The organism is Ruegeria sp. BI11, assembly GCF_056538005.1.
The window spans coordinates 251,866-267,089 of sequence record NZ_JBQFSM010000007.1 but is presented as its reverse complement, the minus strand read 5'-3'; the positions used below and the strand labels follow the sequence as shown (position 1 = coordinate 267,089).

The 15,224-nt window shown below is 54.4% G+C and carries 14 protein-coding genes; 6 read left to right on the top strand and 8 right to left on the bottom strand.

What is annotated here, in order from left to right; all coding sequences use genetic code 11:
• Positions 1–290: 290 nt before the first annotated feature.
• Both ACR0DT_RS16540 and ACR0DT_RS16535 read right to left on the bottom strand, forming a co-directional pair.
• Positions 291–956 carry a sugar transferase gene (locus ACR0DT_RS16540; protein WP_480711822.1) on the bottom strand — a complete coding sequence of 222 codons (666 nt, stop codon included), beginning with the start codon at positions 954–956 and terminating at the stop codon, positions 291–293.
• Positions 957–1,628: 672 nt separating this feature from the next.
• Complete coding sequence (locus ACR0DT_RS16535) at positions 1,629–2,054, bottom strand: RrF2 family transcriptional regulator (RefSeq protein ID WP_480711821.1); 426 nt, start codon at positions 2,052–2,054, stop codon at positions 1,629–1,631.
• Between the two features lie 130 nt (positions 2,055–2,184).
• Here ACR0DT_RS16535 and hmpA point away from each other — a divergent pair, with 130 nt between their 5' ends.
• Positions 2,185–3,375 carry an NO-inducible flavohemoprotein gene (hmpA, locus tag ACR0DT_RS16530; protein ID WP_480711820.1) on the top strand — a complete coding sequence of 397 codons (1,191 nt, stop codon included), beginning with the start codon at positions 2,185–2,187 and terminating at the stop codon, positions 3,373–3,375.
• A gap of 61 nt (positions 3,376–3,436) precedes the next feature.
• Here the strand turns inward: hmpA and ACR0DT_RS16525 are convergent, their stop codons facing one another.
• Positions 3,437–4,372, bottom strand: a complete 936-nt coding sequence (locus tag ACR0DT_RS16525; RefSeq protein WP_480711819.1) for a LysR family transcriptional regulator — start codon at positions 4,370–4,372, stop codon at positions 3,437–3,439.
• A gap of 109 nt (positions 4,373–4,481) precedes the next feature.
• Here ACR0DT_RS16525 and ACR0DT_RS16520 point away from each other — a divergent pair, with 109 nt between their 5' ends.
• The 3 genes from ACR0DT_RS16520 to ACR0DT_RS16510 all read left to right on the top strand — a co-directional run bounded on the left by ACR0DT_RS16520 (position 4,482) and on the right by ACR0DT_RS16510 (position 8,951).
• On the top strand, positions 4,482–6,935 hold the full coding sequence (locus ACR0DT_RS16520; protein WP_480711818.1) for a GcvT family protein: 2,454 nt from the start codon (positions 4,482–4,484) through the stop codon (positions 6,933–6,935).
• 178 nt (positions 6,936–7,113) lie between these two features.
• Positions 7,114–7,887 carry a cysteine hydrolase family protein gene (locus tag ACR0DT_RS16515; RefSeq protein WP_480711817.1) on the top strand — a complete coding sequence of 258 codons (774 nt, stop codon included), beginning with the start codon at positions 7,114–7,116 and terminating at the stop codon, positions 7,885–7,887.
• Positions 7,888–8,018: 131 nt separating this feature from the next.
• A complete protein-coding gene (locus ACR0DT_RS16510; protein ID WP_480711816.1) occupies positions 8,019–8,951 on the top strand; it encodes an MBL fold metallo-hydrolase in 933 nt (310 codons plus the stop codon).
• Positions 8,952–8,955: 4 nt separating this feature from the next.
• On the opposite strand, the gene ACR0DT_RS16505 is transcribed toward ACR0DT_RS16510, so the two are convergent.
• The 4 genes from ACR0DT_RS16505 to ACR0DT_RS16490 form a co-directional block, all read right to left on the bottom strand.
• Positions 8,956–9,981 carry an NAD(P)H-dependent flavin oxidoreductase gene (locus tag ACR0DT_RS16505; protein WP_480711815.1) on the bottom strand — a complete coding sequence of 342 codons (1,026 nt, stop codon included), beginning with the start codon at positions 9,979–9,981 and terminating at the stop codon, positions 8,956–8,958.
• Positions 9,982–10,109: 128 nt separating this feature from the next.
• On the bottom strand, positions 10,110–10,967 hold the full coding sequence (locus tag ACR0DT_RS16500) for a DMT family transporter (protein WP_480711814.1): 858 nt from the start codon (positions 10,965–10,967) through the stop codon (positions 10,110–10,112).
• 51 nt (positions 10,968–11,018) lie between these two features.
• Positions 11,019–11,501 (bottom strand): HPP family protein, encoded by a 483-nt coding sequence (locus ACR0DT_RS16495; RefSeq protein ID WP_480711813.1) that lies wholly within the window; start codon positions 11,499–11,501, stop codon positions 11,019–11,021.
• A 66-nt stretch (positions 11,502–11,567) separates the two neighbouring features.
• On the bottom strand, positions 11,568–13,004 hold the full coding sequence (locus tag ACR0DT_RS16490) for an aminotransferase-like domain-containing protein (protein WP_480711812.1): 1,437 nt from the start codon (positions 13,002–13,004) through the stop codon (positions 11,568–11,570).
• A 102-nt stretch (positions 13,005–13,106) separates the two neighbouring features.
• Here ACR0DT_RS16490 and ACR0DT_RS16485 point away from each other — a divergent pair, with 102 nt between their 5' ends.
• Positions 13,107–13,487 (top strand): DUF983 domain-containing protein, encoded by a 381-nt coding sequence (locus tag ACR0DT_RS16485; RefSeq protein ID WP_480711811.1) that lies wholly within the window; start codon positions 13,107–13,109, stop codon positions 13,485–13,487.
• A gap of 78 nt (positions 13,488–13,565) precedes the next feature.
• Here the strand turns inward: ACR0DT_RS16485 and ACR0DT_RS16480 are convergent, their stop codons facing one another.
• Entirely contained in the window at positions 13,566–14,462 is an 897-nt protein-coding gene (locus ACR0DT_RS16480) for a LysR family transcriptional regulator (protein ID WP_480711810.1), read from the bottom strand.
• Between the two features lie 133 nt (positions 14,463–14,595).
• On the opposite strand from ACR0DT_RS16480, the gene ACR0DT_RS16475 reads away from it, so the two are divergent.
• A complete protein-coding gene (locus ACR0DT_RS16475; RefSeq protein ID WP_480711809.1) occupies positions 14,596–15,144 on the top strand; it encodes a carboxymuconolactone decarboxylase family protein in 549 nt (182 codons plus the stop codon).
• Positions 15,145–15,224: the final 80 nt, after the last annotated feature.

The following is a 15,224-nucleotide window of genomic DNA, read 5'->3' as shown; positions in this document are numbered from 1 at the left end:
CATTAGCGACTTTCCAAACCAACGTCCCGCGCCAATTCGAAACAAAACACCTTCATCACCCCATGTGACATATCTGCAAAACATGCAGAAAAATTGCAGCATTGGGATATAAAAATACAACCTAAAGAGGAGTAAAGGTTGAAGAGATTACCTGTTCGCGCAAGAAATCAATTCGATACTTTTTAAATTGGTTTCGAATGATATCTGCTAGCCTGATCTAGGTCATTTTTTCAGGGCGTGGTGGCTACTGAACCCTGATCACTGGGGGATAACTCAGTCAGGAAATGAGATCAAGCCCCACCTCGGCGTAACATGACCGAAACAGTTCGCCAAACGATACGAGCTTCCATCACCAGACCAATATTAGCAATATAATATAGGTCTGCTTGCACTTTTCGACGCGTCGCATCTGTACCCTCGATGTACCCCAGCTCTACCTGTGCCCAGCCGCTGATCCCGGGACGAACAAAGTGGCGCGCCTGATATCCAGGGATAAGTGCCATATATTCTCTAGCGTGCTCGATGTAGTCTGGGCGAGGACCAATCAAGCTCATTTCGCCCCTGAAAACATTAATGATTTGCGGCAACTCATCAATGCGAGACTTGCGCAGGAATCGGCCAAGTTGGGTGATTCTATCTTCTTCCAACGGACACTCGGCACTCCGATTAATCTTCTCAGCGGGTCGCATGGTGCGAAATTTGTACGCCGTGAAAGGAACACAGTTCTTTCCCATACGTTCCTGCGAGTAAATCAGCGGTCCTTTGTTCCAAAAGGGATTCAGAACGAGCAGTGCAAGCCCACAAAGCACCGTGAGAGGCAACAGAACGAACATGCTCAGAAGAATGTCAAACACACGCTTTGCCAAAGCAAAGAAAACACTAGGTGTGGCGGTTGTAGAATGCGCAAGGGCACCGGCTTCGCCGAGGTCTTGCTCGGGCAAATTTAAGTCAAACATTGCTGCTCAAAAGCCTTAAAACTAATTATTGTTAAACACGTTTAAAGAGAACTTTTCTCTTGTTAACCGTATAGTAACCACTTCAAGATGAAGTCAACATCTTTGAATCAAATCTAATTTAAATCCCAAGTATTCTTGGTTTGTTAAAAATTATGCTAATTTGAAAGACTGACTACAGTTCTGTTCGCTGAATCGTTGGGGGCGTGGCCAGCTAATTTACTCTGGCGGTGTACTGTATCTATCCAAAAGCGTAATGCGACATGGCAGAACTATTGGGCTGAGCTATACGCCCAAGAAGTGTGACCTAAACACGGTTCTGTGCAACAGCTGGAAGCGGTGGAGTGACAAGGATATTTTTGCCCAGAAGATGACCAATCTGATCTCTGAGCATCGCGAAGAGAAAATCGCCCTGATCGGCTCCAGGCACCCTATAAGCCATTGCAGATGGGTCGACTTCCCCTCAGCGGAAAGCGAGCTGGCAACCTAGACTGAGCGGATAGCAATCAAAATAGTGCTGAGCATGTTGCTTTTGGGAATTGGTAACCCCATGCTGCGTTTCACGTGATCTTACGTCGCGCGGTTTCTGTACCCAAAGTTTTTCTAAATCGCGACAGTAAGCAATGCATCCCCAAATTAGACAACGTTTCTCTTTCTGTCAGCGAGACTGAAATATTAAGTGCGAGCATCAAGCAGGGGAGACAATATAGCAGCAGGGGCTGCAATCAGGTCACTAAGCTTGTATTTCATCAATACGGACATGAAGGCTTCGGAAGCCTCACAAAGCACACCCTGAAGGCGACAGTTTCCAACAATCAAGCACGTCGAGCAGTCTACCAGTTCCATTGTTTCGTCCATGGCCCGCACGACATCGCCAACGTGGATCTCAGTAGGCTTCATCCCGATCTGAATACCACCAGACCTACCTCGGATACTATGAACAAACCCGTGATGCACAAGCTCACTGACGATTTTCATCAGTGAGCTGGATGGCAGCTGATACGTGCGGCGCAATGTCTCTATGTCGAACAGACGATCCGGTTGAGTTCCTAATAAAATCAGCACTCTAAGTGCATAATCGGTTTTCAGATTCAGTTTCATCCCAACCTCCTGTTGGGGCATTTTAATATTCATTTTGGTTGCATCTTTCAACGCTAGACTTATACATTCCATCAAGATGAATGTTTAAGCACTCTTTGACTAAGGCGCCCCAAAAGAAGGACTACCGACAATGGCACAAGCTCTATCAGATGACACCAAGGCAATTGTGAAAGCTACCGTTCCGGTGCTGGAACAGCATGGTCAAGCAATCGTTTCGGAAATGTACAAGCGCCTTCTGGCAGACGATGAAATTCGGATGCTATTCAACCAGTCGCACCAAAGTGGGAGCTCTCCGCAGCATGAAGCCTTAGCCAATGCCATTCTGGGATACGCCAGAAATATTGATAACCTGGGCGCGCTATCGAGCGTGGTGGACAGGATCGTCAACAAGCACGTGAGCCTGCAAATCAAGCCTGATCATTATGAGCACGTGGCAACGGCGCTTTTGGACGCCATTTCGGCTGTACTGGGAGGCGCCGCATCCAAAGAAGTTTTGGAGGCATGGGGCGAAGCTTATTGGTTCCTTGCAGATATTCTGATCGCCGCGGAACGCAACGTATATCGAGAGGTTGCTGCAGCAGAAGGTGGCTGGGAAGGTTGGCGCGACTTTGCCATCTCAGAAATTGTTTCTGAAAGCTCAGTCGTGAAATCGTTCATTTTGCAGCCCGTAGACGGCGGATCGGTATTGCGCCACAAACCTGGTCAATACTTAGCGTTCGACTTTGATCTGCCTGAGACCGGTCAGGCGCGGCGCAACTATTCGATCTCTTGCGGACCAAACGGCAAGTATTACCGCATTTCGGTCAAGCGTGAACCGGGCGGGATAGTAAGCGGCTGGCTCCATGACAAAGCCAATGAAGGAACAATCTTGCGTGTGGCCGCACCCGCGGGTGAATTTTTCTTGCAAGAAAAGTCTGAGACAGAAGTTGTGCTTCTATCGGCGGGCGTCGGTTTGACGCCGATGATTGCAATGCTGGAAACGCTTTCTGCCAATGATCGCGACGCGACCTACTTGCATGCTGCTCAGGACGGGGCCAACCACGCGATGGGAGAGCTTAGCAAATCTCTGGCTAAGCGCAATGTGACCTTCTTTGAAAATCCCAGCGACTCCGATCGTCAGAACGGAGTCTTTGATATCGAAGGTCGAATTACGCCGGAATGGCTTGCCGCCAATACAGACACTACTCTTTCAGAGTATTATATTTGCGGCCCCAAGGGCTTCATGCAAATGGCAATTCACGGGCTGTTGGCTGCTGGCGTTGAAGAAAGCAGGATTCATTATGAGTTCTTTGGTCCAACCGAAGAATTGAGCGCTGCATAAAAAATGAAAAGCGTCAGCTTCAATAGGCTGACGCTTGACCCTGCCTTTGCATATGGGACAGTCATTTGATCACGGGTGGCGGCACTAAAAGACGGTTTACATCAGCTTTTGCAAACATATCCCGAAGACTGTCGGTGAAGTGTTTAACAACTCGGCGCGGGTTGTCGGGCAAGTAGGCTAATACAATCTTTAGTGGATCCACTGCGGGCTGCAAAGGAACTTCCACGACACGTTGTCCAGAGTAAGTGAGATTTGTTTTCGGACGCATGTGCAACAGCGAACAGCCCATGCCGGTGCCAACCAAGCTTCGCACCATTTCAAGCGTCGTTGCTTTGCACGCGATATGCGGCGCGACTTCGACTTGCTCAAGTATCCGACTGTAGTAATCGCTGATTACTGGAAGGTCTAGAAGAACCATGGCTTCGTCGTTCAATTCTGACAGTGAAACACTGGCTCGGGTTGCAAACGCGTGATTTTCGTGGACCAGAAGATAAGCGGGCACATCGATCAAGGTTTCATAGGCTACACCGGGCGCCATGCTGTCTGCGACACAGAGGATCACGTCAAATTCGCCGGTTAGAAGCCCCGCCTGCGCGGCACGGCTGTTACATTCGGTAAACTTGATATCGACGCGTGGATTTTCGGCCAGCATCGAGAGCGCGATCTCAGGTAGAAACGCTGGTGCCACGGGGGCGTAGTAACCCACTCGCAAGGTGCCCACCAAATGAGTACGCATCTCAGTACCCTGGCTCATCAGGGTTTCGTACTCATCCAGCAAATGCTGAATGCGGGGCATCAGAATTTGTCCCGTCGACGTGGGCGCGATCCCCTTTGAGCGATGTCGCACTGTCAATTGCAGGCCAAATGCCTCTTCCACCTGATTAACCGCCGCCAAAACCGCGGACGGGACCACATGCATTTGCTTGGAAGCTTCGGTAATGCTGCCGCTGTTGGCAGCGGCCATGAAATATCTCAAAGCTTTCAGGCTGGTGTCCATCGGCGATCCTAATTCGTTATTTCTGATTTTTGTATTCTATATTTTCTGATTTTCAAAACAAAGGAACGCACTGATAGTCCATCGAAGTCAGAATATTTGGAGGTGGCTGATGCAAACGCATGCGCGTGTGGTCGTTGTCGGCGGAGGTGTCGGTGGACTATCGGCGCTCTATCACCTTTGTCAGGAGGGGTGGACGGACGCTGTTCTGCTGGAACGCAATGAACTGACCTCTGGCACAACCTGGCATTCGGCGGCACAATGCCCAAGCGTGGCATTCAATCAACTGCTGCTTTTACTGCGCGACTATACTATCAAACTGTATAAGGAACTGGCTGACGATCCGGCCTATCCGATCAATTATCATCATGCCACGGGCGGGATGCGGTTGCTGACCAACCCGACCCATGTGGATGAGGTGCATCATATCCTATCTGTCGCCAAAGGGTTGGGGATCGATTTCGATCTGCTCGACGCGGCCGAAGCTAAGCGCCGCAATCCGCTGCTGAACACTGACGGCGTTTTGGCCGCCATGTGGGATGAGAAAGACGGTGATATTGATCCAGCACAATTGTGTCAGGCTCTGGCCGCGCGTTCACGCAAGGCAGGTGCCATCATTCACCGGAACACGCCGGTCACGACCCTGAAACAATTGCCCAATGATGAATGGCTGGTCACCACCGACAAGGGTACTATCACTGCCGAGCACATCGTGATCGCCGCGGGCTATCGGGTCAATGAGGTCGGCGCGCTGATGGGCATCGAATATCCGGTGATCGCAATGGAGCATATGTATTTCGTCACCGAAGACATCCCGGAGCTGGTCGCCCGCCCGGGTCGTGTGCCCATGGTGCGGTGTCCGCGTGATACATTCTATATGCGGCAAGAAAAGAAGGGACTGCTGGTCGGTATTTACGAGCATGATTGCAAGACCTTCGGCATGGACGGGATAGATCCGGATTTCGTTAACGCCCTGTGCCCGGACGACCTTGATCGTCTCTTGCCGAAGATGGAGCCGATCTTTGAACGCCTGCCCTGCTTGCAGGAGGTCGGCATCAAATCGGTGGTTAACGGGCCGATCTCTTATGCCTCGGATGCCGGTCCTTTGGTTGGTAAACAACCGGGCTTGCGCAATTGCTGGTCAATGAATGGCCTGCGTGTGGGCATTGGTGAAGGGGGCGGTTACGGCAAGATGATCGCTCAGATGATGGTGCACGGAGAAACCGAATGGGATAGCTGGCAGCTTGATCCGCGCCGTATCACCAGCTTTGCAAACACTGAATTCACCGCGCTGAAATCCATCGAAGATTATCAGCACGAATTCCGTTGGCATCTGCCGCATGAACATCGCCCTGCAGGACGCCCCGCCAAAACGTCTCCGCTGTACCCCGTGCTCAAGGCCAAAGGGGCCGAGTTTGGTGTCGTCAACGGGTGGGAGCGCACGGAGTTCTACAAGCCGGACGCCGATTTTCAAACGACACATGGCTATGCCTTTCAGAACTGGCACGACGTTGTAAGGGCCGAGGTGCAGGAGTTGACAACCAATGTGGGCCTTGCGGAACTGTCGGGCTTTAACCATTACCGGATCACTGGCGCAGGGGCGTTGGAATGGCTAGACAGCCTAACCTGTTCCAATGTTTCAAAAAAGCTCGGCAGAGCAAGTCTCTGCTATTATCTGACACCTAAGGGCAATGTAGCGGGTGAAGCGACGATTGTGCCGCTGCCGGGTGGTGACGCCTTTTACGGTTCGGCCGCGTCTGCGGAATACCACGATATGGACTGGCTGACCGAGCGGCTGCCTAAAGGCTCGGATATTCGGATCGAAAGCCGGACCAATACGCATACGATGTTGGTCGTGGCGGGCCCCAAAACCCGCGAGCTGCTTGCCTCGGTATCGCCACGTGCAAAATGGGGACAAACTGATTTCCCGTGGCTGAGCGCGCAGCGCGTTTTCGTCGGATATGTTGAAGCGTTGGCCATTGCCATCAGCTATTCCGGCGAACAGGCGTTTGAATTGCATATCCCAAACACTCAGCTTTATGCTGCTTATGAAATTCTCGCCAACGCAGGTGCCAGGTTCGGGCTGTCGCATTTTGGCATGTATGCGATTGACTCGATGCGCCTGGAAAAGGGCTATGGCCATTGGAAGGGTGATTTTATCACCGAATTCAATCCGATTGAGGCGAGTCTCTCGCGGTTTGTTGATCTGAACAAGGATTTTCCCGGCAAGTCCGGTCTTTTGGCGCAAATGAAGGCCGGAAATCGAAAAGAGAGGGTTATTCTGGAACTCCGCAGCGCTAAAGGAACAGCCCAGCCCGGCGAAGGCGTGTTTGTGGATGACGTTTCGATTGGATCGATAACCTCGGCTTCATGGGGGTATCGCACCAACCAGAATCTTGCCATGGCGTATATTGACCCCAAACATGCCTCGGAAGGGGCCGAAGTCGAGGTCTTGCTTTTTGGCGAAACCATCCGTGCCACGGTTTGCGCGTCTTGTCCGTTCGATCCTGAAAATACCCTGCCCAGAGGATTGCCGAGACGCATCAGGCCTGAACCGAACGTATGACCCCACGACGGTACATTGCTTTAAATATTGAAATAATTTTTTCAGATCGCGCCTATTATTTCTGAACGGCAAAGCCTCACTTTAGGGGCAGCCGTGACGAGGGTGATCAGGTTTCGTATAGCAACCTCTGCCCGTTGTTGTGGCCGAATAGCGTTCCAACCGATGAGGAAGATTCCGTATGTCCAGTAAAGACAACGAAACCGACTGCTGTGCATCCGAAGAGGCCGTTGATGACGCGCGCCGCCGTGTGATTGCCGCTTATACCGACCCTGAGAACCCCGGTTTGCCACAGGTAGATATGGAAATTGACTTTGACCGGACCGCGTTGGTGGTCACTGATCCTCAGAACGACTTTCTGTCCGAAACAGGAGTCACTTGGGATGTGGTCGGTGAGAGCGTGTGGGAACACGGAACTGTCGAGAATATCGAAAAGCTGTTCCAGGCCGCCAAGGCCGTGGATATGTCTGTCATTATCTCACCCCATTACTACTACCCGCATGATCACGGTTGGAAGTTTGAAGGCGCGTTGGAGCGGACCATGCATAATCTGGGCATGTTCGACCGCAAAGACCCGCTGTCGCTGGACGGGTTTGAAGGGTCGGGCGCCGATTGGCTCCCGCAGTACAAACAGTACATTGAAGATGGCAAAACCATCGTGTGTTCCCCGCTCAAGATTTACAGCCCGGCGCAGAACGACTTGAACCTGCGGCTCAGAAAGCGCGGGATCGACAAGGTAATTCTGGCCGGTTTGTCTGCCAACCAGTGTACGCAGGCGCATCTCTACGAACTGCTGGAACTTGGCTATGAGGTTGCCGTGGTGCGTGATGCCACTGCCGGTGCCAAAGTGCCAGAAGGTGACGGGTACCAGGCGGCAATCATCAACTTCCGCATGGTCGCAAACGCCCTGTGGTGGACCGACGAAGCGGTTGAACGGATCACCGCAATACCGTGATGCTATCGAAACCCCGGCGCAGTCCGACACGCGCCGGTGTTTCGATTTTGTGGGTAACCAGCCCGTGATTCGGATACGGGCAGTCCAGCGCTTACCTGACATCAAAGTTCAAGACGAATTGGAATTGCATCATGACCTTTAAACTCTCCCGCCGCTCTGCATTAGCAGGACTAGCTGCCACACCATTGGCTTTTGGCGCGACAAAGGTTTCTGCCGCTGGTCATGTAACTCCGGTGCAAGACCCCATCGCTCGTAGTTTCAAGCTGGGTGATCTGTTGGTGACCACATTGCTGGATGCCAGTGTCATGAACAATGATCCCAAAGGTTTGTATGGCCTGACACCAACCGCTGCAGAGTTTGACCGCGTGTCTCAGGAGAATTTCATCCCCTCGGACCGGCTACAATTCTCGTTTACCCCCACCTTGGTCGATACCGGATCGGAACTGGTGTTGTTTGACACCGGCTTGGGGCGCGGGGGCCTGATCAAGGCGCTGGCCTCGGTTGGTGTTCAGCCCATAGATATTGATGTGGTGGTGATCACCCATATGCACACGGATCACATTGGCGGCCTCATAGGCGCCAATGGGCCGACATTCCCAAATGCACGGCATGTGACGGCGGCGGCAGAATATGATTTCTGGTCGAAGCCGGGTCTAGATCATCCCGTGGCGGGTGGGGTGGCCGCGTTGGTGACGCCCATCGTGGACCGGTTCGAATTTGTCGAGGACGGGGCTCGCATCGCTTCGGGGATCACGGCTGTCGCCAGCTTTGGTCATACGCCAGGGCGCATGTGTTACATGCTTGACAGCGGCGGGTGTCAGTTGCTGCTGACCGCCGATCTGGCCAATCACTATGTCTGGAGCTTTGCCCGCCCCGACTGGGAATTCATCTACGACTTCTCATCTGAACAGGCGAGTGCAACACGTCGACGGATATTGGGTATGCTGGCCGCAGACGGGATTCCAATGGTCGGCTATCATATGCCGTTCCCGGTAGGTGGATTTGTTGAAACTCGCGGGGACGGGTTTCATTATGTGCCCGTGAGCTATCAGTTTCTGAGCTGAACCCTCAGCCCGCCATTTCCTTTTGCAAGGCGGCCATCAATTCGGCCGCCAGCATTTGGCGAAACAGTGGGGCCCCTTGCCCGGCCCAATGGGCGGCATAACCTGACTCGTTTCCGGCCGTGGCGGCAGCGTTCAGCGCTTTACCCGCATCATAGGCAATCGGGTATTGCGGTATTTCGCTACTGTCCACTTTGGCGCCAAGCGTCGTGAACCTGTTTTCCACGCAACGGGCGGGGCGGCCGGAAATGGCGCGCGTCATTACAGTGTTTCGTCCGCCTTCACCTGCCAGTGCTTTCAGATAGTCCGCATTTGCAGCGCTTTCTGTGCACGCAACAAACGCGGTTCCCAATTGCGCGGCGACAGCACCCAGATCCAATGCCGCCTTGATACCGGTTCCGTCCATAATGCCGCCTGCCGAGATGACCGGAATATTGAGATTCTGAACCAACAGCCGGGTTAGAACAGCGGTGCCAAGGCAGTCATCTGGTGCGTTTTCGTCAAAGCAACCGCGATGCCCTCCGGCCTCCCACCCTTGGGCGATAACGGCGTCGATCCCGGCGTCCTCAGCCATCTGCGCTTCGTGCAAATTGGTGGCGGATGATAGTAACACGCAACCGATGGCTTTGAGCGTTGAAATTTGTTCGGTCGTCGGCAGGCCAAAATGGAAACTTACAACAGCCGGGTGCTCCTCAACCAGCATTCGCGTCATTGCCGAGTTGTTCGTGAATGTTTGATATATTGCAGACAATTGCTCAGGTGGCGTAGCGTCAAAATCGGAGAAATGAGGTTCGAGTGTTCGTAGCCAGGCGGACTGTGTCTCGGCGTCGTCCGTGGCGGGCTGGTGACAGAAGAAGTTTACGTTAAAAGCGCGATTGGTAAGGGCTTTGGTGTCCCGGATTGCCTGGCGCGCGACCTCTACATCCATTGCGCCCAATCCCAGCGATCCCAAACCGCCTGAGTCCGAAACGGAAGCGGCCATCTGAGGTGTTGAAGCGCCCGCCATCGGGGCCTGTATGACGGGCAGATCCAAGCCGATGCGATCAAGGAATTGAGTCTTTTATGTCACGTTTGTACCCGTTCTGAATATCTCTTGTAATTGGTGTTACTGAAGCCAACCCACACCTTCGGGTCAACAGCCGAAACCGCCTCGAATCTCCATTAACGTCCTGCCCGGGCCAGCCATAAAGACCCCAACCCCGAGGCGGTGATCACCAGCAGCCCCCAGGAAGACGGGGGGTCGGGCCAATCACCAAACACCATGAACCCCACGGCAGTTGCGGCGATCAGCTGAGTGTAAATGAGCGGCGCAATGACATTAGCCGGAGCATGGCGGTTGGCGACAGTTAGCAAGTAGTTTCCGGCGGCCGACCCAAGCGTACTGACAACAATCAAGACAAGCGCAGCCATATCCAAGTTCGATGGAATATCGGCAATCCCCAACGGGGTTAGTACGACGCCCCCGATGGTCAGTTGAGTGAAGATCAAGAACCGCGCGCGGTAGTCGCCGGACAGCCATCGCGTTGAGGTCAGATAACACCCATGGGCGCATCCGGCGAGGAAGGATATAAGCATTCCGGTGCTCATCCCGAACCCAGGTTTCACCACCAGCAGAACCCCGCAGAATCCCACGGCCAGCAGCAGCGCGCGTGGAAGCGACCCCTTTTCCTTCAGAAAGAAAGTGGACAAGGTAAATGCCACGATGGGACCTATGAAGAAACCGCCAAAGACGTTGGCAATTGGCTCGGTTCGCAACGCGGTCAGAACCCCACATATCGAGGCTATAATAAAGGCGGCGCGCAGATATATGCGCCAGTCCGTCAGGTGGCGCAGCTCTTCCCGTTGTGGGCGCAGCAACGGCAGCAACACCAGTGCCCCTAGGAAAAATCGGACCCAGGCAACGAAGAAGGGATTGACGCCGCCTGCAGTCAATGCCTTGCCGGCGGCGTCTCCGATCACGATCAGGGTCATCGCTGATACAACGAGTACCAGGCTGTGCAGCAGCGTTGAGGACGTCATTACCTACAATTCATGGACCCTGAGACTTGGTGAACCCCAAAAAGATGGGCGTTATTTTGCGGGATAGGTCACGCCATTCATGCGGTGGTACGTGATCGCAACCAGCACCAGCAAGACGGCACCAGCCGTTACAGGGAACAGCAGGAAATCAAAACCGGGTTGGGCTACGAAAATGACCAGCGGATTCGCTCCGGCAGGAGGATGCGTAACGCGAAGGGTTGCCATCAGGCCGATTGCAAGGCCCACCGCAATCGCAACCGCCCACCACGTTGCAGGTAACAAGGCAAGCACAACCAAACCGATAAGAGCCGACAAGGCGTGCCCGAAGATCACATTTGCAGGTTGCGAAAATGGGCTGGCAGCGGCTGAGAACAATAACACGCAGCTAGCGCCAAACGGAGCCATCAGCAAGGGAATATTAGTTAATTCGGCGGGCAGGCCTGCAATGGCAATGGCGATAGCGCCACCCAGGCCGGCAAGGGCCGCTTTACCAGCCGGTATCGCGGGCTGGGATCTTTTGAAGAACTCTTTCATGAGTGGGGTCCGGTGATAGGAGTTTCGTTGGATTTCAGAATTCGGTTGCCGAGATTCGGCGCTGATCTATCCAGCCCAGCCTTTGTGCAGGACAGCATCCCTGAGCGCCTCAAGATCATCGGTCAGACTGGCCAATGAAATCGGCCCTCCTAAACAAACCCTGAGGGCTTCGTCCTTGGTGTCCGACACAGTGAATGTATCGCTAGGCAGGATCCCGACCTGTGCATTGGACATTCGGCCCATGATTTCAGCGCGGCTGATGCCGGGAGGCAGGGTCAGCCAGATGTTGAAGGCTTCGCTTTGATGCCGGAAGTTGCACCCCCCAAGTGCGGCCTCTGCCGCGGCTTGCCGTTCAGCGGCACCCTTGCGAATGGCCGTCAGCATCATGCGCGCGGTGCCATCTTCGATCCATCTGCTCACCAAAGCCATGCTCAGCGGCGAGGGCATCACGCTGCCTGTGCGCAGAACCTGTAGGAATGGTTCCTTGGGGTGATTTTCCGGTGTGGTGGTAAAGGCCAGCCGCAACCCGGCGCCCAGACATTTTGATAGTCCGGCAATGTGCCAACCCAGTTCGGGCACCAGTGTCGAGATCGGGGCGGGGGCGTTCGAGGCAACGAAACAACATGCGTCATCCTCAATCAGTCGAGTGCCGTGTTGTTCAAGAACCTGTGCGATCTGTTTTCTGCGTTCCGCAGGTATCGTGAAGGTCAGCGGGTTTTGCAAAGTGGGGTTCAGATACACAGCGGCAGGCCAGTGTTCCCGGATAGCTTCGGCAAGCGCATCGGGCAAAATTCCGTGCTCGTCCATTTCAATGCCGACCAGACGCAAGCCCAACTGCGCCGCGATGGCGCGAATGCCGGGATAGGTCACCCGTTCGCACAATACTGTCAGGCCCGGCTCGCTCAGATGCGTCAAAACCGCATGAACGCTGGAATGTGCGCCCGACGTCACGACGAGTCGGTTGGAGGATGTTGGAAGGCCGTTTTCCAGCATCCACTGCGCGGCGGTCTCACGGTCCTGCAGGCTGCCGGAGGTGGACTGGTATCTCAACAGCGGCACCAGGTTGGCTGATACATGTTTCAGACCCTGCTCCATACGCGCCACCAAAACCGGGTCATCCGGCTCGGGCGGCATGTTCATCATGGGGTCTTCGGCCAGCGCGCGTCGTGGATCGGGATCTTCGGCATCTTTATTCAGGGCCCGAACGAATGTTCCGCGACCTACAAAGCTTTCGACATAGCCGCTTTTGGCTGCCTGAGCGTAGCCACGTGAAACAGTTGTGAAATCCAGCCCAAGGGTTTGCGCCACGCTGCGCTGCGAGGGCAGTCGATCACCGGGCGACAACACTCCGGCTTCGATGTCCGCCCGAATCGCCTCGGCGATTTCAAGGTAGCGGGGCTTGCCGGTGGGGCGCAGTGAAGGGTGCCATTGCATAAATGTTATCCTTGCCAGGGTGGCTTGGTCATAGGGCTTGATCGGCAGATAGGCCACTTTGCCAATCATTGCAATATCATTGTCCGATCAAAGTGAAAAATTGTATGGATAATGATTGCATTTTGGAAATTCACCCCCTATATCGGCGCTGCAACCAAGAAAGCTCGTGTTATGACCGACAACGTCCAAATCTCTAAAGAAGACCGCGACCTGAAGCCCGCCGTGATGAAAGGGCTGCGTCTGAAATGCCCCAATTGTGGCGAAGGCGATCTGTTGCACAGCTACCTGAAGGTCAACGACGAATGCAGCGCGTGCTCGCAGCCTTTGCACTATCAGCGTGCCGATGACGGGCCTGCCTATTTGACCATTTTGTTGGTTGGGCACCTACTTGGGTTTGGCCTGCACATTTCCTGGGTTGCCTGGCGCCCGGATCCCTGGGTGCTGGCCATTGGCATGTCGATCGTTTCAGTCGGACTGGCCCTGTTCTTGTTGCCTCGGATGAAGGGCATGATTGTCGGATACCAATGGGCTAAGCGACTTCACGGTTTCTGATTGCTCGCCAGCCGAACGCGGCGCGTAACTGCGCCGCTTGAGGTTCCGGCGGGTACGGGCTGATCGCTATTGATGCAGCTAGTTCAAAACCGGAATTGTCTGCAAACGCGCCTTTGAAAAATCAATAAAGCTGCGCACCTTGGCGGTGGCACGTCTGCCCTCGACGTGAACAAGATGTATCGGCAGCGACGCGGGTTCGAACTCTTCGAGGACCGGTCGCAAGGTTCCGTCTGCCAGATCCGGACCAATTTGGTAGGACAGGACCCGGCAAAGGCCCCATCCTTTTCTAACCACTTCTATGCTGGCTGCTACGCTGCTGAGCCTGAGCTGCGGCACAACTTTCACAGATTTCTGGGATTGCGCGCCAAACCGCCATTCACTGGTTGGGGTGACCGGTGAGGCCGATACGATCCGATGTTCCGCCAGATCCGTCGGGGATTGTGGCGCTCCGTACTTTTCAAAATAGCTATCCGCCCCGCAAACCACACGGCGCACCTCGCCGACTTTTACCGCGGACAATCCCGACGACGGCAGATCGCCAATCCTGACGGCGATGTCGAAACCTTCTTCTACAATATTGACCACGCGGTCGACCATGAACACCTCGGCGGTGACATCGGGGTATTTCTCCAGAAACTCAGTGACCAGATGAGTGACATAGATCCGGCCGAATTCGTTAGGGCAGGTGATGCGCAGATGGCCTTTGGGATTCGTTGCCGCGCCTGAGGCTACATCATCCGCCGCCTGCAACTGGGCGAGGATCTGCCTTGCGTCTTCCAGATAAACGGCCCCGACATCTGTCAGGCGCACCTGACGCGTGGTCCGGGTAAACAATCTGGCTCCAAGCCGCTCTTCCAGATTGGTCACGCCTCTGGTCGCTGACGGGGCACTGATGCCAACGGTGCGCGCGCCGCCGGAGAAGCTTTCTGCCTCAGCAACAGCAACAAAAATCTCGAGGCTTTGTATACGGTCCATTTGGTATCACTTCGTCAGAATCTGAAATAATGTTTTTCGGTTATGACTGATTATTCTGAACGGTGAAAGAGGCTAGGTAATGGGCACGAAACAAGACCCCCCGTTAAACCAACTCAAGTCAGGAGACTTTGTTATGTCCCGCATTCCTACCCCCGCAACGATCGCAGAGGCACCAGCCGCTTCGCATCCTCTGCTGCAGGCCGTAGAAGGGCTGCTTGGCAGTGTTCCCAACCTGTTCCGCCTGGTCTCAAACAGCCCGGCAACCTTGGAAGGCTACCTGGGCCTGAATGGTGCCCTGGGCAAAGGCGAGCTGGATGCGCAAACCCGCGAGCGTATCGCGCTGGCCATCGCAAACTATAACGGTTGTGGTTACTGCAACGCGGCCCACACCTATCTGGGTAGCAATCTGGCCAAACTGGACGATGCCGAGATCGCAGCCAACCGCGCCGGTCGTTCGAACGATGCTAAGGCGAACGCCGCCGTAACCTTCGCCATCTCGGTCGCCAAGGCGCGCGGTCAAGTCGATGCGGCTGAAGTCGCGGCTGTCAAAGCAGCAGGTTACTCGGACGCGGAACTGCTTGAGATTGTCGGGCACGTTGCTCTGAACATCCTGACCAACTACGTGAACGAAGTTTTCGACACTGAGGTTGACTTCCCAGCCGCAGAGCTGGTTTCGGCGTAAGCCTGAAACACCCTCGCGGTGCGGGCTGCGCCGCGAGGGTACCCCTTGCCCCCCCAAATGGCTGGCACGTTATTCCAAGG